This is a genomic window from Micromonospora sp. NPDC048909, from assembly GCF_040649635.1.
Classification (GTDB): domain Bacteria; phylum Actinomycetota; class Actinomycetes; order Mycobacteriales; family Micromonosporaceae; genus Micromonospora.
Genome location: NZ_JBEZFU010000019.1, coordinates 13650 through 31828, shown reverse-complemented (window position 1 = coordinate 31828; position 18179 = coordinate 13650). Strand labels below are relative to the sequence as shown.

Annotated in this window: 21 protein-coding genes; 14 read left to right on the top strand and 7 right to left on the bottom strand. The window is 75.0% G+C overall.

Annotated elements, in window-relative coordinates:
- Positions 1–32: 32 nt before the first annotated feature.
- Positions 33–425, bottom strand: a complete 393-nt coding sequence (locus AB0C04_RS30700; RefSeq protein ID WP_357061522.1) for an ankyrin repeat domain-containing protein — start codon at positions 423–425, stop codon at positions 33–35.
- 62 nt (positions 426–487) lie between these two features.
- Here AB0C04_RS30700 and AB0C04_RS30695 point away from each other — a divergent pair, with 62 nt between their 5' ends.
- From AB0C04_RS30695 to AB0C04_RS30655, 9 genes are all read left to right on the top strand, one after another.
- A complete protein-coding gene (locus tag AB0C04_RS30695) occupies positions 488–865 on the top strand; it encodes a signal peptidase I (protein ID WP_357061520.1) in 378 nt (125 codons plus the stop codon).
- A 127-nt stretch (positions 866–992) separates the two neighbouring features.
- On the top strand, positions 993–1451 hold the full coding sequence (locus AB0C04_RS30690) for a cysteine dioxygenase family protein (RefSeq protein ID WP_357061518.1): 459 nt from the start codon (positions 993–995) through the stop codon (positions 1449–1451).
- Positions 1452–1549: 98 nt separating this feature from the next.
- The gene (locus AB0C04_RS30685) at positions 1550–2038 is read left to right on the top strand and encodes a rhodanese-like domain-containing protein (RefSeq protein WP_357061516.1); all 489 of its coding nucleotides are present in this window, start codon (positions 1550–1552) and stop codon (positions 2036–2038) included.
- A gap of 51 nt (positions 2039–2089) precedes the next feature.
- A complete protein-coding gene (locus tag AB0C04_RS30680) occupies positions 2090–2638 on the top strand; it encodes a winged helix-turn-helix domain-containing protein (protein WP_357061514.1) in 549 nt (182 codons plus the stop codon).
- A 392-nt stretch (positions 2639–3030) separates the two neighbouring features.
- Positions 3031–3636: a winged helix-turn-helix domain-containing protein gene (locus AB0C04_RS30675; RefSeq protein ID WP_350876555.1), complete on the top strand. Its 606-nt coding sequence runs from the start codon at positions 3031–3033 to the stop codon at positions 3634–3636.
- A gap of 60 nt (positions 3637–3696) precedes the next feature.
- Positions 3697–4374, top strand: coding sequence for a uridine kinase (locus AB0C04_RS30670; RefSeq protein ID WP_357061511.1), 678 nt, complete (start codon positions 3697–3699; stop codon positions 4372–4374).
- A gap of 153 nt (positions 4375–4527) precedes the next feature.
- On the top strand, positions 4528–4926 hold the full coding sequence (locus AB0C04_RS30665) for a TraR/DksA C4-type zinc finger protein (RefSeq protein ID WP_350876551.1): 399 nt from the start codon (positions 4528–4530) through the stop codon (positions 4924–4926).
- 48 nt (positions 4927–4974) lie between these two features.
- Positions 4975–5847 carry a DUF72 domain-containing protein gene (locus AB0C04_RS30660; protein ID WP_357061506.1) on the top strand — a complete coding sequence of 291 codons (873 nt, stop codon included), beginning with the start codon at positions 4975–4977 and terminating at the stop codon, positions 5845–5847.
- 326 nt (positions 5848–6173) lie between these two features.
- Positions 6174–6602 carry a DUF2267 domain-containing protein gene (locus AB0C04_RS30655; protein ID WP_350876547.1) on the top strand — a complete coding sequence of 143 codons (429 nt, stop codon included), beginning with the start codon at positions 6174–6176 and terminating at the stop codon, positions 6600–6602.
- A gap of 42 nt (positions 6603–6644) precedes the next feature.
- Here AB0C04_RS30655 and AB0C04_RS30650 read toward each other — a convergent pair whose 3' ends face one another.
- A complete protein-coding gene (locus AB0C04_RS30650; protein ID WP_357061504.1) occupies positions 6645–7406 on the bottom strand; it encodes a DUF72 domain-containing protein in 762 nt (253 codons plus the stop codon).
- Between the two features lie 183 nt (positions 7407–7589).
- Here AB0C04_RS30650 and AB0C04_RS30645 point away from each other — a divergent pair, with 183 nt between their 5' ends.
- Together AB0C04_RS30645 and AB0C04_RS30640 are read left to right on the top strand one after the other, a co-directional pair.
- Positions 7590–7880: a hypothetical protein gene (locus AB0C04_RS30645; RefSeq protein WP_357061502.1), complete on the top strand. Its 291-nt coding sequence runs from the start codon at positions 7590–7592 to the stop codon at positions 7878–7880.
- Positions 7881–7888: 8 nt separating this feature from the next.
- Positions 7889–9163: a cupin domain-containing protein gene (locus tag AB0C04_RS30640; RefSeq protein WP_357061498.1), complete on the top strand. Its 1275-nt coding sequence runs from the start codon at positions 7889–7891 to the stop codon at positions 9161–9163.
- A gap of 364 nt (positions 9164–9527) precedes the next feature.
- Here AB0C04_RS30640 and AB0C04_RS30635 read toward each other — a convergent pair whose 3' ends face one another.
- The 5 genes from AB0C04_RS30635 to AB0C04_RS30615 all read right to left on the bottom strand — a co-directional run bounded on the left by AB0C04_RS30635 (position 9528) and on the right by AB0C04_RS30615 (position 14812).
- On the bottom strand, positions 9528–10193 hold the full coding sequence (locus AB0C04_RS30635) for a hypothetical protein (protein ID WP_357061496.1): 666 nt from the start codon (positions 10191–10193) through the stop codon (positions 9528–9530).
- The gene (locus AB0C04_RS30630) at positions 10190–12859 is read right to left on the bottom strand and encodes an FtsK/SpoIIIE domain-containing protein (protein ID WP_357061494.1); all 2670 of its coding nucleotides are present in this window, start codon (positions 12857–12859) and stop codon (positions 10190–10192) included. Before AB0C04_RS30630 ends, AB0C04_RS30635 begins: the two co-directional genes overlap by 4 nt.
- Positions 12852–13982 carry a hypothetical protein gene (locus tag AB0C04_RS30625; protein WP_357061491.1) on the bottom strand — a complete coding sequence of 377 codons (1131 nt, stop codon included), beginning with the start codon at positions 13980–13982 and terminating at the stop codon, positions 12852–12854. The genes AB0C04_RS30630 and AB0C04_RS30625 overlap by 8 nt, the downstream gene beginning before the upstream one ends.
- An 8-nt stretch (positions 13983–13990) precedes the next feature.
- Complete coding sequence (locus AB0C04_RS30620; RefSeq protein ID WP_350876533.1) at positions 13991–14251, bottom strand: hypothetical protein; 261 nt, start codon at positions 14249–14251, stop codon at positions 13991–13993.
- Positions 14252–14401: 150 nt separating this feature from the next.
- Positions 14402–14812: a hypothetical protein gene (locus AB0C04_RS30615; RefSeq protein ID WP_357061488.1), complete on the bottom strand. Its 411-nt coding sequence runs from the start codon at positions 14810–14812 to the stop codon at positions 14402–14404.
- A 174-nt stretch (positions 14813–14986) separates the two neighbouring features.
- Between AB0C04_RS30615 and AB0C04_RS30610 the strand changes: the two genes are divergently transcribed.
- Genes AB0C04_RS30610 through AB0C04_RS30600 form a run of 3 tightly spaced genes read left to right on the top strand, consistent with a single transcriptional unit; the run spans position 14987 to position 18089 of the window.
- On the top strand, positions 14987–17542 hold the full coding sequence (locus tag AB0C04_RS30610; protein WP_357061486.1) for an ATP-dependent Clp protease ATP-binding subunit: 2556 nt from the start codon (positions 14987–14989) through the stop codon (positions 17540–17542).
- Positions 17539–17739, top strand: a complete 201-nt coding sequence (locus AB0C04_RS30605) for a hypothetical protein (RefSeq protein WP_357061483.1) — start codon at positions 17539–17541, stop codon at positions 17737–17739. The genes AB0C04_RS30610 and AB0C04_RS30605 overlap by 4 nt, the downstream gene beginning before the upstream one ends.
- Positions 17739–18089, top strand: a complete 351-nt coding sequence (locus AB0C04_RS30600; protein ID WP_357061480.1) for a DUF3140 domain-containing protein — start codon at positions 17739–17741, stop codon at positions 18087–18089. The genes AB0C04_RS30605 and AB0C04_RS30600 overlap by 1 nt, the downstream gene beginning before the upstream one ends.
- Positions 18090–18179 lie beyond the last annotated feature (90 nt).

Here is an 18179-nt window from a genome sequence, read left to right as displayed (position 1 = left end):
TATACCGTGCCCGGCAGCGGGCCCGCCGGAGGTCACCCGGCGCGCAGCAGCTCCACCATCGGTGGCAGGTCGAAGAATTGGGCGGTGTCCATCGCCGACGGAGCGCCGTGATCCGGGTCGGCGCCGGCGGCGAGCAGCGCCCGTACCGCCTCGGAGCTGCTGCGGAAGACCGCCGCGGCCAGCGCGGTCTGCCCCCGGTCGTTGATCCGGCTGTGATCGGCGCCCCGGGCCAGCAGCGCGGCCACGGTCTCCGGGTGAGCGTGGTAGGCGGCCAGGATCAACAGCGTGTCGCCCTTGTCGTTGGTCAGGTTCACCGGCAGCCCGGCGTCCAGGTGCCCGGACAGCTCTTCGGCGGCACCGGCCCGGGCCAGGTCGAACATCCGGTGCGCGAAGGCCAGGGTCTCGGCGTCGAGTTCGTCGCTCACCGGTCCAGATTAGGTCTCCCGCGCCCCTGGTACGGTCCTCGGCCGGCGGATGGGGGAGGGCGATGAGCGAGACGGTGTACGTGGGCAACGCGGGCATCGACGGCGCGGCGGACGCGGGCTGGCTGCTCGGGCACTTCGTCCCGCCCGGCGACGTGCGGCACAGCACCGACGTCGAGGTCAAGTGGGGGGTGCACCCGGCGGGGGAAGCCCGCGCCCGGTGGGCGACCGGTGAGCGGCGCATCGCCCTGCTCGTGCTGATCAGCGGGCGCTTCCGGGTCGAACTGCCGGACCGCACCGTGGTGCTCGGCGCGCCCGGCGACTACGTGGTGTGGGGTCGCGGCGTCGACCACAGCTGGTACGCCGAGCGGGAGTCGGTGGTGCTCACCGTGCGCTGGCCGTCCGTGCCGGGCTACCGGGTGGAGCCGCCGGTACGCCGCTGACCGGGTCCGGGGCGGAGTTGGCCGCTGCGGGGCGGACCGCGTCCCGACATCTGAGAATACCTACTAAACCTATAGGGTTTGCCGCCTAGAGTGGGGTGACCGTACCGCCCGACCCGCGAGGAACGTCATGAACCGCAACGTCCCGCAGCCCGACCTGCTCGCCGTCGCCGCGAGGTGGGCGGCGGACCCGGCCGGCTGGCCCGTGCCGCTGTGCTTCGACCCCGCCGAGCGCTGGTACGGCCGGCTCGCCGCCGGGGCCGACCACGAGGTGTGGGCGTTGAGCTGGCTGCCCGGCCAGGGCACCGACCTGCACGACCACGGCGGCTCGTCCGGCGCGTTCCTGGTCGTCGCCGGGGCGCTGACCGAGGAGACGGTCAGCGCGGGACGGCTGCGCCCGCGCCGGCTCGCCGCCGGCGCCGGCCGCCGCTTCGGCGCCCGACACGTGCACCTGGTCGCCAACCGCGGCGACGAGCCGGCGGTCAGCGTGCACGTCTACCGGCCGGCGCTGCGCCGGATGACCCGCTACCAGCTCACCGACGGCCGGCTGCGGGTCGCCGAGGTGGCCGAGGCCGGCGTCGCCTGGTGAGCACCACCCGCCGACCCGCGCCGACCAGCGTCGCGGCGCCGACCGGCACGCCGTCCCGCACCGGGTCGCCGACCCGCCGTCATCGGAAGGAACCGAGAATGCGCCAGCCCCGCGCCACCCGCTGTCCGGCCCCGGTGCCCCCACCGGGTTCCCGGGGCATCGACGAGATCCTCACCGCCGCCCGGGCCCGGCTCGACCGGCTCGATCCGGAGCAGGCGCATCTGGCGTACCGGGCGGGCGCGCTGCTGGTCGACATCCGGCCGGCCGCCCAGCGGGCCGCGCACGGCACGGTGCCGGGCTCGCTCGCGGTGGAGCGCAACGTGCTGGAGTGGCGGTTCGACCCGCGCTGCCCGGCCCGGCTGCCCCAGGCGGTCGGCTACGACCTGCCCGTGATGGTCCTCTGCCAGGAGGGTTACACCTCCTCGCTGGCCGCCGCGGCGCTGAAGGACCTCGGGCTGCACCGGGCCACCGACGTCGTCGGCGGGTTCGCCGCCTGGCGGATCGCCGGCCTGCCCGCCCTCGGCCCCACCCCGCTGCCCCCGTCCCCGCTCGCGCCACCGGTGACCGCCGGCCGGGCGCTCCACTGACCGCCACGCGCCACCCGGCGTGGCGGGCGTACCGCCGTCACAGGAGGCACCATGTCCGTCGTCGCCATCTCGCCACGGCCGCACCCGCCGGTCCGCGCCGGCCGGAGCGCGCCGGCCCGCGCCAGCTCGACCCTCACCCTCACGGTCGACCTCGCGCCCGGCCCGCTCACGCCGGGGCTGGTCCGGCTGCTCGACCTGATCGGTGAACTCGCCGAGTCGGGGGAGGGCCGGCTGCGCGCCGACGACCTCGCCCCGGCCGGGCCCCGGGCCGTCCCGGACCTGCCGGCCGCCGGCCCGGACGAGGTCCACATCCTCGCCGGCTCCCGGGTGGTATGCCAGGGCGACCGGGAGATCCCACTGACCCGCATCGAGTACGACCTGCTGCTGTTCCTGGCCGAGCGGCCTCGACGGGTGTTCACCCGGTTGCAACTGTTGGCGAACGTCTGGGGCTACGAGCACGCGGTGGCCCGCACCGTCGACGTGCACGTGCGGCGGCTGCGCGCCAAGGTCGGCGTCGACACCCCGGTGGTGACGACCGTCTACGGCGTCGGTTACCGGCTCGCCGACGAGGCCCGGATCGCCGTCGACCGGACCCGCTGACCGGCGGCTCCGTCCCCTTCGCCGACGCGGCGCACCCGTACCCCCGGTTGCGCCGCGTCGTCCTGTCGGCGGGTGACGTGTCCCGCCACCGTGACGTGCCGGGTCCATCTGGGAGCGTGCCCGACGAAGGCGAGCCAGATTCACTTGCGACGGTGCGTGCGGGCCGACACCGAATGTGAACCGGGTGGGCACCCCCCGTATCGGGTCATCTCGGCGACTCTGCTGTAATCATCAGGCCTCGTACGCAGAGCGAGCATCCGGCTCCGATGCGTTCGTCAATTGTCACATTCATGCAACGCAGCCGCCCCTTGACCCTCGCACGGGCGCCGGGAAGCATCGATGAAGCGGCGTCCCGGGCCGTGGGGAGATACCCGGACCAGCCAAGGAGGACCATGTCGGTCAGCCCCGCCTCGTCGCGCGCCGGATGGCATACGTCCCAACCCGCGGTTCCCGGTCGACCCCCGGGCGGCCAGCGCCGCCCGGCGAACACGGTCGCGCCCGTGCTCACCGTGACGCTGTCCATCCCCCTCGCCGCCGAGGAGTCGCTGACCCCGCCGGCCCGCCGGCTGCTGGAGGCCGCCCGGGAGCTCCTTGAGCGCGGCGAGGGGGTGATCTCCAGCAACGTCCCGCTGGAGCGGCGGCCCGAGTCACTGCCGGCCAACCGTGCCCCCACCCGGCCACTCGCCGCGACCATCCCGGCCCTGCACATCCTCGCCTCGTCCCGGTCCGTGCTGCGCGACGGTGAACCGCTGCCGCTCACCCGGCTCGAGTTCGATCTGCTGCTGCACCTGGTCGCCCACCCCCGCCGGGTCTTCACCCGGCTGCAACTGCTCAACGCGGTCTGGGGCTACGAGCACGCCGGCGTCCGCACGGTCGACGTGCACGTGCGCCGACTGCGCGGCAAGGTCGGGGTGGACGTGCCGCTGGTCACCACCGTCTACGGCGTCGGCTACCGGCTCGCCGACGACGCCCGGGTCACCATCGACCGCAACGGCTGACCCCGCTCGGCGCCACCGCCCGCCGCGCCACCGCCCGCCGGCGCGCGGCAGGATGGGTCGGTGCGCATCCGTCCCATCTCGCCCGAGCGGCTCGTCGCCGAGCTGACCGACCGGCTGACCGACCGGTTGGCCGAGCAGGACGCCCACGCCGTGCCCGCCGCCGACGCGGCCCCGCGCCGACTCCGGGTGGGAGTGGACGGGCCGGCCGCCGCCCGACCGGACGAACTGGCCGCCGCCCTGATCGACCCGCTGCGCGCCCGCGGCCACCCGGCCCTGCACGTGCGGGCCGAAGACTTCCTGCGCCCGGCCTCGGTCCGCCTGGAACTGGGCCGGACCAACCCGGACGCGTACTACGAGGGGTGGGTGGACGAGGTCGGGTTGCGCCGGGAGGTGCTCGACCCGGCCGGCCCGGGTGGCTCCGGCCGGGTGCTGCCGTCGCTCTGGGACGCCGCGGCCGACCGGGCCAGCCGAGCCGGCTACGTCGACCTGCCACCCGGCGGGGTGGTACTGGTCAGCGGGGCGCTGCTGCTCGGTGGTGGGCTGCCCTTCGACGTCACCGTCCACCTCGCGCTCTCCCCGGCGGCCCTGCGGCGGCGGACCGACCCGGAGCAGAGCTGGACGCTGCCGGCGTTCGACCGCTACGCCGAGGAGGTCGCGCCGGCCTCGTTCGCCGACGTGGTGGTGCGCTACGACGACCCCCGGCATCCCGCTGTCGTGGAGCCGCCCGCGGGCGCCTGATGTCCCCGAAATCGCCGGTTTGGTCGACGGATCCGGTGGGTAATCGCCCGGCTCACAGAGCACGGGTGATCGCCCGTGCACCGGACGCGACCGTAACCGGGGCCAGGGGCCGCCGGGCCGCCGGTTGACAGACGCCAGGAAAGGCAGGCAGCGATGCTCGTCCATGACACGGTCGGAACGGGCCGTTCCCAGACGGAGACCGCCCAGATCCGTCAGTCGCTCCAGGCGCGCTACGACGAGCTGTCCGCGGAGTACGAGCAGGCGGTGCTGCAGAGCCAAGTGCTGCGGCTGGTCGAGGTCGGCGACACCGCCGGCGACGACCAGGCTGACAGCGGCACGAAGACCGCCGAGCGGGACACGGCGCAGTCCCTGCTGCGCACCATCCTCGACCGCCGGGCCCAGTACGAGCACGCGCTGGGCCGGCTGGAGGAGGGCACCTACGGCTTCTGCGAGGGCTGCTCCGCGCCGATCCCGGTCGAACGGCTGGAGATCTTCCCCTCCGCCACGACCTGCGTGTCGTGCAAGCAGACCCGGGAACGTCGGGCGGCCTGACGAGCGTCAGCGGTTGCCGGTCGGTCCGGAGCGCGGTGGACTTCACCCATGGGTGAGATCAAGGTGGGCACCGCGTCCTGGACCGACCGGACCCTGTTGGACTCCGGCTGGTATCCGCAGACGGCCGACACGCCGGAGAAGCGCCTGGCCTACTACGCCAGGAAGTTTCCGCTGGTCGAGGTGGACGCCACCTACTACTCGCCACCCGCCGAGCGGACCGCCCAGCTCTGGGCCGAGCGCACGCCGGCCGGCTTTACCTTCAACATCAAGGCGTTCAGCCTGCTCACCGGTCACCCGACCCGGGTCAGCGCGATCTACAAGGACCTGCGTCCCCAGACCGACAAGCGCAACGTCTACCCCGACGACCTGCCCGCGCAGGCGTACGAGGACGTGTGGTCACGTTTCCTCTCCGCGCTCGACCCGCTGGTGGAGGCGGGCAAGCTCGGCGCCCTGCTGTTCCAGTTCCCGCCCTGGTTCACCATCAAGCGGGACAACAAGCAGTACCTGCTCGAGGTGGCCCGGCGCTGCGCCCCGCTGCGGCCGGTCTACGAGTTCCGGCACGCCTCCTGGTTCGACGGCGACAACGCCGACGAGACGCTCGACTTCCTGCGTACCCACGAGTTGCCGTTCGTCTGCGTGGACATGCCGCAGGGCCACCGCTCCTCGGTGCCGCCGGTGCTGGCCGCCACCGCGGACCTCGCGGTGGTCCGCTTCCACGGGCACAGCGACAAGTGGACCAGCAAGGACATCCACGAGAAGTTCGGCTACCGCTACGCGGACCGGGAGCTGCGGGACTGGGCGCCGAAGCTGCGCGAGCTGGCCGACTCCACCCAACAGACGCACGTGCTGATGAACAACTGCTACCGGGACTACGCGCAGACCAACGCCGCCACCCTCGCCGGGCTGCTGGGCGCCGACTGATCCGACCTCACCCGACCGGGGTGAGGCCGGCTCACCCGCCCGGCGGGCAGAGTGGCGGTGCGTGCGGTCGGCGTCGTCGACCCGGCCCGGGCGGCACCGCAAACGGTCGCCGGCACGCACCACGAGGAGGTGACCGGGAATGACGGCTCGGATGGTGACGGACCCCCGACGGGGCGCCGTCCTGCACGTGGTCGGCGGCTCCGGAGACACCAGGCGCGCTCCGCGGAGCGGCCGACGGGGCCCGATCCGCTCGCGACCCGGCCCGGTGGGGCCGCCGCGCCGCGACGACGACCGACGCTGGGATACCGAGGAACGGGGGTGGGGAGATGGCTGAGCAGTTGATCTCAGCGTTCGAGTCCTCGCTGGACAAGACGAACCTGATCCTGAAGGACATCGAGAGCGCCTACGGCTGGCCGAAGGAGCAGCGCAACCAGTCCTACGCGGCGCTGCGAACCGTGCTGCACCTGCTGCGCGACCGGCTGCCGGTGCAGGAGAGCGTCGAGTTCGCCCAGCAGTTGCCGGTGCTGGTGCGGGGCATCTACTTCGACGGGTGGAGCCCGTCGGACGTGCCGATCAAGCTCAACCGTGACGACTTCCTCTACGAGGTCCGGCAGGGCTTCCCGTACGACGTGGAGGGCGGCATGGAGCAGGTCGTGCAGGTGGTGCTGGACACCCTGCGCCGGCACATCACCCAGGGCGAGTGGCAGGACGTCAAGGACACCATGCCGAAGGACCTGGCCCGGATGATGCCGTGACACCCACCGGCCCGCCCCGGCGCAGGGGCGGGCCGGGCGTGGTCACTCCGCCGGGACCCGGCTCACCGGGTGCCCGGCGCGGCGCGCCAGGCCGGCGAAGGCGACCGCGTCCACGATGGCCGCGCCGCCCGGGTCGTTGTTGAAGTAGACGTACGCCGGCGCGTCGCCGAACGTGTCGGCGAGCCGCCGGACCCACGAGGCGAGCGCAGCGCGCCCGTAGCGCGGGTGCGGACGGGCCCGCCCCTCGTGCAGTCGCAGGTAGCCGAAGTCGGTGGTGCGCCACAGCGGGGCCACCGGACGGCCGAGTCGGTCGGCCCAGACCAGCGCCGCGCGGCGTCGCTCCAGCAGCGCCCGGGTCGCCGGCATCCACCACGACGGGTGGCGTGGCTCCACCGCGACCCGCACCTCGGCCGGGAAGAGGCGCAGCGTGGCGTCCAGCGCCGCCAGGTCGGCGGGCAGGTTGGGCGGCAGTTGCAGCAGCACCGGACCGAGGCGGTCGCCGAGCGCGGTGGCCCGGCCCAGGAAGCGGCTCACCGGCTCGGCCGGGTCGCGCAGCCGCTTGATGTGGGTCAGGTAGCGGCTCATCTTCACCGCCACGCAGAAGTCGCCGGGGGTCCGCGCCCGCCACGCGGCGAAGGTGTCCCGCTCCGGCAGCCGGTAGAAGGCGTTGTTCACCTCCACCGTCGCGAACCGCTCGGCGAAGTGCTCCAGCCAGAGTCGCTGCGGCACCGCGGCGGGATAGAACCGCTCCCGCCAGTCGCGGTACTGCCAGCCCGAGGTGCCCACCAGGATCATCCGCTCCATCCTGACACCGGCGACGCCGCGCCGCTGGGTGGCCGGGCCGTCGAGCAGCGCGGCGGCGGACCGGCGAACCGCCCGTGCCGGCCGGTCGGGGCGTCTACGGTGTGGTTAGAGAAGATCGCGCGTGGGGTACCACCCGCTGCACACGGACCCCGGCGCACGGCGGGGCGGCACAAGGGAGCACCGATGGCACTCAGCGACGACGACATGACCACCAGCGGCGCCGGTGGCGCCGAGGGTCCGGCCGACGGCGGGGCGACCCCGGGTCAGCGCGACGGCGGCGCCGACGGCGGCGCGGACCAGGGCGCCGAGCGCGGCATGGACCAGGGCGCCGACCAGGGCGCGGAGGGTCCGGCCGACGGTGGCGCGACCCCGGGCAAGCAGGACGGTGGCGCCGACGGCGGTGCCGAGGGTCCGGCCGACGGCGGTGCGACGCCGGGCAAGCAGGACGGCGGCGCCGACGGCAGCGCCCGGTAACGAGCGCCGTGACGCACAACGACCCGCCGGGCGGCCACGGCCGCCCGGCGGTCCCGTCCGTCACCGCGGCGGCCGCGTTGGCCCGCTGCGTCAGCGTCGAGCCGGCGAAGTTCGCCGCCGCGTACTGGGGGCAGACCCCGTTGCTGTCCCGCGCCGACGAGCTGCCCGACGCGGCCGGTTTCACCGACCTGTTCAGCCCCGGGGACGCCGACGAACTGCTCAGCCGCCGTGGCCTGCGCACCCCGTTCCTGCGGATCGCCAAGGACGGAGAGCTGGTTCCCGCCGCGCGGTGGACCGGTGGCGGTGGCGCCGGCGCCGAGATCGCCGACCAGGTCCTCGACGAGCGGGTGCTGGAGCAGTACGCGGGCGGGGCGACCCTGGTGCTGCAGGGTCTGCACCGCACCTGGCCGGCGCTGATCGACTTCGCCCGCGACCTGGGCCTGGCGCTCGGCCAGCCGTTGCAGGTCAACGCCTACCTGACTCCTCCGGGCAACCAGGGCTTCGCCACCCACTACGACACCCACGACGTGTTCGTGCTCCAGGTCGACGGCCGCAAGCACTGGCGCATCCACCCTCCGGTGCTGCCCGACCCGCTGGAGCGGCAGCCCTGGGGTGGCCGGGCCGACGAGATCACCGCGACCGCGCAGGGGCCGGCCGCGCTCGACGTGGTCCTCGCCCCCGGCGACGCGCTCTACCTGCCCCGTGGCTGGCTGCACAGCGCGCAGGCGCAGGAGACGAGTTCGCTGCATCTGACCGTGGGCATCCGCGCGCTGACCCGCTACGCGCTGGTGGAGGAGTTGCTGGCGCTCGCCGCCGAGGACCGCCGGCTGCGGGCCAGCCTGCCGTTCGGCACCGACGTCGCCGACCCGGACGCCATCGAGCCGGAACTCACCGAGACCGTCGAGGCGCTGCGCGACTGGCTGCTGCGGGCCGACCCGGTCGCGGTGACGGCCCGGCTGCGGCAGCGGGCCTGGCCGGCGTCCCGGCCCGCGCCGATCCGCCCGCTCGCCCAGGCGGCGGCGCTCGCGGCCCTGGACGCCGACGCTCGCCTCAGCCCGCGAGCCGGGCTGCGCTGGCAGCTCGTCCCGGACGGCTCGGACGGGGTCGCGCTGCGCCTGTCGGACCGGACGATCACTCTGCCCGCGCAGTGCGAGCCGGCGGTGCGGGCTCTGCTCGCCGGCCAGGTCACCCGCGTCGGCGACCTGCCCGGTCTGCCCGACGACGCCGACCGGCTGGTGCTGGCCCGCCGGCTGCTGCGCGAGGCGGTCGTCGTCCCGGCCTGAGCGATGCCGTTCCTGTCCGCCCGGTCGTCACGCCGCCACGCCGTCGCCGGTCGGCGGTGACCGAGGCGGCCGGGGGTGAGCGAGCGTCCGGCAGGGACACCGCCGGCCAGGGCGCGATGTCGAGCGAGCGTGATGCCTCTGCGGCATATTGATACCGCAGAGGCAGCACGCTAAATGGCCCACTGCCCAGGCGGTCGCTGCGGGCCGCGCCCGCGAGCAGACCTGGCCCACTGCCCCGGCGGTCGCTGCGGGGGCCGCGTCCATGAGAGCGGCCGGGCGCATGCGGGCGGGGCCATTGCGCCGGCCATCGCGCGGATCGTCGCCCACCAGAGCATCCCGCAGCCGCCGACGACGCGGGCCGGGCTCAGCGGCCGAGCACCAGCAGCAGCGCCGTGGTCAGCAGCCCGGCCGCCAGCACCACGGTGATCGGGCGTGGGCCGAGCACGGCGTGTCGCCGGTCGGCCAGCACCTTGGCCGGTACCAGGCCGACCAGCGGGCCGAGCAGCGTCACCACCAGCGCCAGCACGGGCATCCCGACGGCCAGGTCACCGCCGTAGCCGACCCCGGCCGCCCGAGCGCCCACCCCGAGGCCGTAGGCCAGGGCGGCCCCGCCCACCCCGCAGAGCGCGAGCATCGGGTTGACCGACCCGGGCAGCTCACCCGGCTGCCTGGTCCGGTTCAGCAGCTCCCGCACCCGGGCGAGCAGCAGCACCGGATCGCCGTCGGCGCCGACCGCCGGCGCGGGTGGACCGGCCAGCCGCCGCCCGGCGGCGCCGAGCCGGGCGCGCAGCTGCTGCCACAGGTGCGTCACCTCCGCGTCCATCCGCTCCTGCAGCTCACGGGCGGCGGTCAGCTCGCGTTCGGCCTCGCGGACCTGCTCGGCGGCCTCGGCGACGGCCCGGTCCGCGGCGGCGCACTGCCGCTCGTGCCAGCTGCGCGCCTCGTCTCGCTGGGCGTGCACCCGGGCGGTCAGGTCGGCCAGCCGCCGCACCTGGGCCGCGTACGTCTCACTGGTCACCGGTTGGTTCATCGGGCCGGTCCATAGGGGATAATCACCTGTCCGGTGCGGTGTACCGCCCGGTCGAAGAAGAGCCCGCGCCACGGCCGGGGATACCAGTCCGGCCCGCCGGTGCCCGGATAGAGCGAGGAGCCCAGCTCCCCGCCGTGCGCGTCGAGCGCCACCCACGCCCCGATCTGGTCCGTGCGCGCGGCCGGCCCGCCCAGGTCGGCGCGCATCCGGGCCACCCCCCGCCACCAGGCCAGCACATGGGTCCGCCGCTCCGGCCCGTCGTGCAGGATCCGGCGCAGCTGCTCCAGCCCGCTGCGTCGCCCGGCCGGCGCGGCCAGCGAGCCGGCCGCCGCGTCCACCGCGAAGAGCAGCAGGTAGTGCGGGTGGCTGGAGGCAGTGAGGCCCTCCGCGGTCTCGACCATCAGCTCGGGCACGGTCTCCTCGTCGTACCAGGAGGCGTCGTCGGCGAGGTCCTCGTAGAGGGCGCGGGCGACCGGATCGGCGTCCGGGTCCAGGCAGGCGATGGAGAACCGGGCGGTGCCCGGACGGTGCTGGCGCGCGAGCGACCGGGCCGCCGCGTCGAGCACCGCGCACGCCTCGTCGACCCGGGTGCCGAGCACCGCCAGGTTGCGCCCCGGCGCCCGGGGCAGCCGCAGCGCCGCCGAGCGGGCCTGCACGTCGATGATCTCGCCGAGCAGCGCGACCGGTCCCCGCTGCGTCCCGTCACCCGGCCGCAGCGCGCGGAAGTCCGGGGCGTCGGCCAGTCGAGGGATGGCGTCGCCGTCGAAGAGCCGGGCCGGCGCGGCGTCCTGCGGACGCATCCGCCACAGCCGGTGCTGCAGGCCGCTCCAGGTCTCCCAGTCGCTGGCCGACGGGATCCTGGCCACCTCGTTCCCCTCGGGCAGCCCCGACTCGGCGTTGACCAGGGCGTGCCAGCGGGGCAGCGACTGGGCCGCGTCGTTGCGCTCGGCCAGGATCCGCAGCGCCTTCGGCAGCGCGATGCGCAGGGTGAACTGGGCGACCAGGGCGGGCCGCCCCCACAGCGCCTCGATGCCCCGCACGTCCTGGGAGGCGAGCACCAGGTGGATGCCCTGCGAGCGGCCCCGGCGGGCCAGGTCCTCCAGCAGGTCGGCGGCCTCCCGGGCGACCACGTCCCGGCCGGCGAGCAGCATCTGGAACTCGTCGACCACCGCGACGATCCGCGGCCAGCGCCCGGTCGGGTCCACCGCGCGCAGCTCGGCCAGCTTGGTGACCTCGTGCTTCTTGGCCGCGTCGGCCCGCCGGCGTAGCTCCTCGGCGAGGAAGCGCAGCAACGCCAGCCCGAACTCGCGGTCGGTGTTGACGTTGATGCCCACCAGCCGCATGTGCGGCAGCCAGCTCGGATCCCGTCGGCCCTGCGCGAACCGGGCGAAGGAGACCCCCTCCTTGAAGTCCAGCAGATAGAACTCCAGCTCGGCCGGGGAGTAGCGGGCGGCCAGCGCACCGATCCAAGCGAAGATCAGGTTGGTCTTGCCGGTCCCGGACGGGCCACCGATCAGTGCGTGCGGCGGGTAGTCGCCCAGCGTCACCTGCACCGGCCGGCCGTGCGGCCCCTCCCCGATCGGGGCGGTGAGCGCGGTGGAGGAGTCCTCCTGCCACATCTGCTCCGGCGGCGGCAGCAGGTCGGTGAACGGGGTCGGCGGCGGGCCGGCGTTGACCCGGGCCGCCACGTCCCGGCAGGTATCGGTGACCAGCGTCGCCGGTGGCGGCGGATCCAGCCGGACCGGCAGCCCGGGCGGCCCGCCGGTGCGCGCGCCGTCCGGCTCGGCCACCACCCGGGTGATCGTCGGGTCGTCGGGCAGCGGTACGCCCCGGACGACCAGGTGGACCCCGCAGGCCGCGCCGGTGCGTACCACCCGGTCGAGCTGTCCCCGCTCGTGTCGGGACAGCTCGTCGCCGCCGAGCAGCACGGCGACCCGCCACGGCTCGGGGCGGCGACCGGTCGCCGCGGCCAGCTCGCGCAACGAGCCGTGCTCGCCGGCCAGCACGGTCTCGTTGATCCGGCGGATCTGCTCCACCAGGTCGTCGAGGAGTCGGCTCAGCCCGCCGGGGCCGACGAAGGTGAGCAGCCCGGCGGTGCCCAGCGGGGCGAACCCGGCGAGCCCGCCGCCCAGGTGCTCCGGGTCGTACCCGATCAGCCGGACCGCGCCCGGGTCGGCCCGGCCCAGCGCGCGCAGCAGCAGCGCGGAGAGCACCGCGTCGCCGCCGTCGCGGTCGTCGCCGGTGAGGTGGACGTGCCCCGCGTCGAGCAGCGGCACCAGCGCCGGCACCGGTTCGGCGCCGGCGATCCGGACCGCGCCGACCCGCAGCGCGCCGGGCGGTTCGCCGCGGCCGGCGGGCGTGGGCCGCCACCCTGGCCACTCGTCGCTGGCCGCGCCCGGCGCCTCCCGCCGCGCGGCGTCGGCGGCCCGGCGGGCCAGCTCCGCGATCCGGGCGGCGTGCCGGGCGTCGATCTCGGCGAGCCGGCGGTCCCGTTCCGCGCCGACCCGCTCCGGCACCACCGCCGCGGCCCGACGTACCCGGGCAAGCCGCTCCTGCCCGGCGGTCAGCTCGGCCTGCGCGGCGGAGAGCCGGGTCCGGCTCGCGCCGAGAGCCTCGGCGAGGGTTTCCCGGACCCGGGTGACCAGCTGGGCGCGCCGGTCAGCCATCGGAGCCCCGGCGCCGCGGCGCGTCGTGCCACGGACCCGAGTGCGGCGGCACCCGGCTGCCGGCTCCGGCCGGCTCGCCCGGCCACGACCGGGCGCTCGTCGGCGCACCGGGTGCGGCGCCGGTGCGCCCCGGTGGGCGGGCAGCGTGCCCGCGTGGCGGTGTCCGGCCGGCGCCGATGGTGTCCTGACCGGCCGGCGGGCGCCGTTCACCCGTGCGCCCCGGCGCGCCCGGCGTGGTGCCACCCGCGTCGGCCCGGCCCGCGTCCGCCGTGCTCGACCGGCCGGCGTCGGCCGGGAGGTCCCGGCCGAGGCGGGCGAGCAGCACACCGGTCAGCACCCCGGCGCTGACCGCGGAGTCCGCGGCGTGCGGCGGCTCCCCGGAGCGTCGTGGTGGGGGCATCCGGCAGACCCGGGTCAGCAGCGTGTCGAGCACCGGCGCCGGCAGCCCGGGCAGCAGGTCGAGGACCCTGCCGTCCAGTTCGCCGCGCAGCCGGCCCAGGTCGTCGGCCCGGGGCGGGTGCCCGAGCAGCTCACCGGCCAGGTCGCGGAGCAGCGGCGGGGCGAGTGCGGCCAGCCCCAGCCCGACGTCGGCGTGCGCCCGGCGCAGCTCGGTACGGAGCCGGTCGCGGTCCCCGGCGCGTACCCCGCGAACCACCCGGCGCAGCAGCTCCGCGGAGTCGCCGATCCGCTCGTCCGGCTCGTCGGCGCCCTCCGGCCCGCCGGTCAGCTCGGCCACCCGCACCGACCACCAGCGGCGAAGCCGCACCTGTTCGGCTGGTTCGGCCGGTACGCCGACGGGGGCGGCGTCGCGGGGCGCGTCGTGCCGCGGTTGGGAGTCCTGCGGCCGGGGCGCCGCCGGCCCGCCCCCGCCGGCCAGCCCGAGCGCGGCGAGGTAGGCCGCGAGCTGCTCCTGGGCCAGCCGTAGCGCGTAGCCGGCGGTCTCGGCGTGCTCGGTCGCGGCGGAGAGCTCCGGCACCCCCATCGGGTTGGCCGATTCCTGCCGCACCCAGCGCAGCCGCTCGCCGGCCATCCCGAACTTCTCCAGCGCCTGCCCGAGCAGGTCGAGCGGCAGCTCCTCGGCGGCGGCGCGGACCTGCGCGCCGACATCCTCGACAATGGACACGGCGGGCCCTACAGGGCCGCGACGTAGAGCTGCGCCTGCTCGACCGCGACCAGGGTGGCGGCGAGGCACTCCTCCAGCTCCTGGCTGGCCTGGGTCAGCGACGCCTGGGCCGCCTCGACCGTCTCGTGGCCGCTGCCCTCGAGCGCGCCGGCGAGTGTCTGCTGCGCCTCGGCCAACCTCTCACCGGCTGCCTGGACGGCGCTCTGGCCGTCGCCGATCTGTTGCAGTGCAACGTCGATGGCTGCCTTGAGCTCGGCGACGCTCGCCACGGGGGGTACCTCCTGGGGGCGGGGAGGCCTTCATTAGAGCCTATTCGGGGCGCGGGAGAACATCCGCCCTGTCAGTGTTCCTGCCCCGCTGACCGCTTGTCACCACGAAGCGCCGGGAGTCCGATTGGCGGGACCGCGGGTCGGGGGCATTCAGCCGCGCGCCGTGGCGTCCGGGCCGGTCATCGCCTCGCGCAGCCAGCGCGGCCCGTACACCTCGGCGCCCCGCGCGGTGACGCGTTCGCGCAGCTCACGGTCGGCGGTGACGACCACCCGGCGGCGCTCCGGCGCCGCGCCGACCAGCTCGACCATGGCGTCGTCGCCGGAGCCCGGGGCCGCGACCACCTCGACCCCCGGCACGGCCGGCACGTCCCGGGCCGCACCCTCGACCACCAGCACCACCTCGAGCGGAGGCGGCAGCTGCGGCGGCAGCCCGGCGGCGGCCACCCCGGTCAGCGAGTCGCGCAGCCGGGCGGTCGCCCCGGCCCGGTCCCGCCACCACCCGTTCGGGCGGGATCCGACCACGTTTGCGGCGTCCACGATCAACAGCGGCGGTACGTCCATGGCCTCAGCCTGCCACCGCGACCGCTGGTACGCCCGCTGCTGGGCTCTTCCGGCGGGTCGCGACGACCGGACGACGGACCGGATCCGCGCCGGTGCCCCGCGCTCCGCGGCGTTTGTCGCGCCGACCGCCGGGTAGCCCCTGCCGACCGTGCCGCTCGCAACTGCGGAGGAGACATGATGGGACCCGGCGAGTTCGGCTCCGACCCGTGGGACGAGTTCCTGGCCCGGTACTTCGGCCGGGGTGAGGGTGGGCGCCGACCGGCGCACCGGGTCGACATCACCCGGCTGATGACCGCCGACGCGCGGGAGATGCTGGCCGACGCGGCCCGGCGCGCGGCGCAGCGGCAGAGCAGCGACCTGGACACCGACCATCTGCTCTGGGCGGCGCTGCAACGTGAACCGCTGCGCGACCTGGTCCGGCGGGCCGGCGCCGACCCGGACACGCTGCTGAACGCGCTCGGCGGGCGGGGTGACGGCGCCCCCCGTGGCGAGGTGCCGCCGAACCTGTCGCTCACCCCGGCGGCGAAGCGGGCCCTGCTCGACGCCCACCAGCTCTCCCGCGCGATGGGCGCGAACTACATCGGCCCCGAGCACATCCTGATGGCGCTGCCGCTGAACCCGGAGTCGCCGGCCGGGCGGATGCTCGCCGCCGGGCGGATCCAGCCGGAGTCGTTGCAGGCCGCCAACGCCGAGCGCGGCCCGATGACCGGCCCGAGGCCGGACCGGGGCACTCCGACCCTCGACCAGTACGGCCAGGACCTCACCGACCTGGCCCGCAACGACCAGATCGACCCGGTGATCGGCCGGGCCGACGAGATCGAGCAGGCGGTGGAAATCCTCTCCCGGCGTACCAAGAACAACCCGGTGCTGATCGGCGAGGCCGGCGTCGGCAAGACCGCCATCGTGGAGGGGCTGGCCGAGCGGATCTGCGACGGCGACGTGCCGCAGACCCTGCTCGGCAAGCGGGTGGTCCAGCTCGACCTGGCCGGCCTGGTGGCCGGCACCCGCTACCGCGGCGACTTCGAGGAGCGGCTCAAGAAGGTCATCGACGAGATCCGGGCGCACCGGGACGAGCTGATCATCTTCCTGGACGAGATCCACACGCTGGTCGGGGCGGGCGGGGCCGGCAGCGAGGGCGGCATGGACGCGAGCAACATGCTCAAGCCGGCGCTGGCCCGCGGCGAGCTGCGGGTGATCGGCGCGACCACGCTGGACGAGTACCGCAAGAGCATCGAGAAGGACGCCGCCCTGGCCCGCCGGTTCCAGCCGGTGCTGGTGCCCGAGCCCAGCGTCGACGACACCATCGCCATCCTGCGCGGGCTACGTGACCGGTACGAGGCGCACCACCAGGTGCGCTTCACCGACGAGGCGCTGGTCGCCGCGGCCGAGCTCTCCGACCGGTACGTCACCGACCGGTTCCTGCCGGACAAGGCGATCGACCTGATCGACCAGGCCGGCGCCCGGGTCCGGTTGCGTACCCGAACCCCCGCCGCCGACGTGCGCGACCTGGAGCGTCAGCTCGACGACGTCCGTCGGGACAAGGAGCAGGCGGTCGCCGACGAGCAGTACGAGCGGGCGTCGACCCTGCGCGACCGGATCGGCGAGTTGGAGGAGCAGGTACGTCGGGCGCACGGCGAGGACGGCGACACCTCGCAGGTTCCCGAGGTCGGTCCGGAGGAGATCGCCGAAGTGGTCTCCCGGGCCACCGGGATCCCGGTCGCCCAGCTCACCGAGGAGGAGCGGGACCGGCTGCTGCGCCTGGAGGGGCACCTGCACGAGCGGGTGGTCGGGCAGGACGACGCGGTGACCGCGGTCGCCGAGGCGGTCCGGCGCTCCCGGGCCGGGCTCGCCGACCCCGAGCGGCCGATGGGCAGCTTCCTCTTCCTCGGCCCGACCGGTGTCGGCAAGACCGAGCTGGCCCGGGCCCTGGCCGAGGCGCTCTTCGGCGAGGCGGACCGGATGGTCCGGGTGGACATGAGCGAGTTCCAGGAGCGGCACACGGTCAGCCGGCTGGTCGGGGCGCCACCCGGGTACGTCGGCTACGAGGAGGCCGGTCAGCTCACCGAGGCGGTGCGCCGCCGCCCGTACGCGGTGGTGCTGCTGGACGAGATCGAGAAGGCGCACCCCGACGTGTTCAACATCCTGCTCCAGGTGCTCGACGACGGCCGGCTCACCGACAGCCAGGGCCGGACGGTGAACTTCAAGAACACTGTCCTGATCATGACCAGCAACCTGGGTTCGGAACTGATCACCGGCACCCAGCGCTCGGTCGGCTTCGGCGCCGGCGAGCCCGGCAGCGCCCAGGAGAGCGACGAGTTGCGCGAGCGGCTGATGCGCCGGCTGCAGGAGAACTTCCGGCCGGAGTTCCTCAACCGGATCGACGAGGTGATCATCTTCCGTCGGCTGGAGGCCGAGCAGCTGCGCCAGATCACCGAGCTGATGCTGGAGGAGACCCGACGCCGGCTGCACGCCCAGGACATCCAGGTGGAGGTCACCACCGCGGCCGTCGACTGGCTCGCCGAGCACGGCTACCAGCCGGAGTTCGGCGCCCGCCCGCTGCGCCGGGTGATCCAGCGCGAGGTGGACAACCGGTTGTCCCGGATGCTGTTGGAGTCGCAGATCTCGCCCAGCCAGAAGGTGACCGTGGACGTCAGCGAGGGGGCGCTGACCTTCCGGGTGGGGGCGGGGGAACGCGGCTACACCGCCGCCACGACGACGCACCCGCGATGAGCCGGCCGGACGCGCCCGAGCCCGAGGAGCGCCGGGAACCGGCGGAGTCCACCCAGGAGGACGAGCACCCCGAGCCGATCCAGGCCCGCCCGACGGCCAACCCCGCTCGGGTGCGGATGCCGGCGGAGGGGCTGAGCCGGAAGAAGGACGAGGAGGACCCGGAGGCGTCCGGGCCGCCACCGGAAGAGGAGGCCTGATGGTACGCGAGCAGCGGCTCGAACCCGAGGTTGCGGTGCTCTGGGATGACTTCCACGCCCAGGTCAACGTCCCGTCCGAGCAGTTGCGTCAGTGGCTGCTGACCCGCGGTTCCGGTGAGGAGTCGTTCGGCGCGGACCCGGATCTGGGCCTGCCCGAGCCGGGCCGGCAGATCCTGGCGGTGCTGCGCAAGCGGAAGGTGGACCTCACCCCGGAGGACATCGAGGTGATGCGGGACGCCATCGACCGGATTCAGTCCCTGGTGGACGCCAAGCCGTCGCGCGGCAACGCCGACGACGAGTGGCGCCACTCCCTGCTCGACCTGGGCCACGACGTCCTCGTCGAACGCTGACGCCCACGCCGGCCGTGTCGGCCGCGCGTCGATCATGAAGTTGTTGTTATGGGGGCCCGCCCGGCGGGGCGCAGAAAGATAATGTATAAA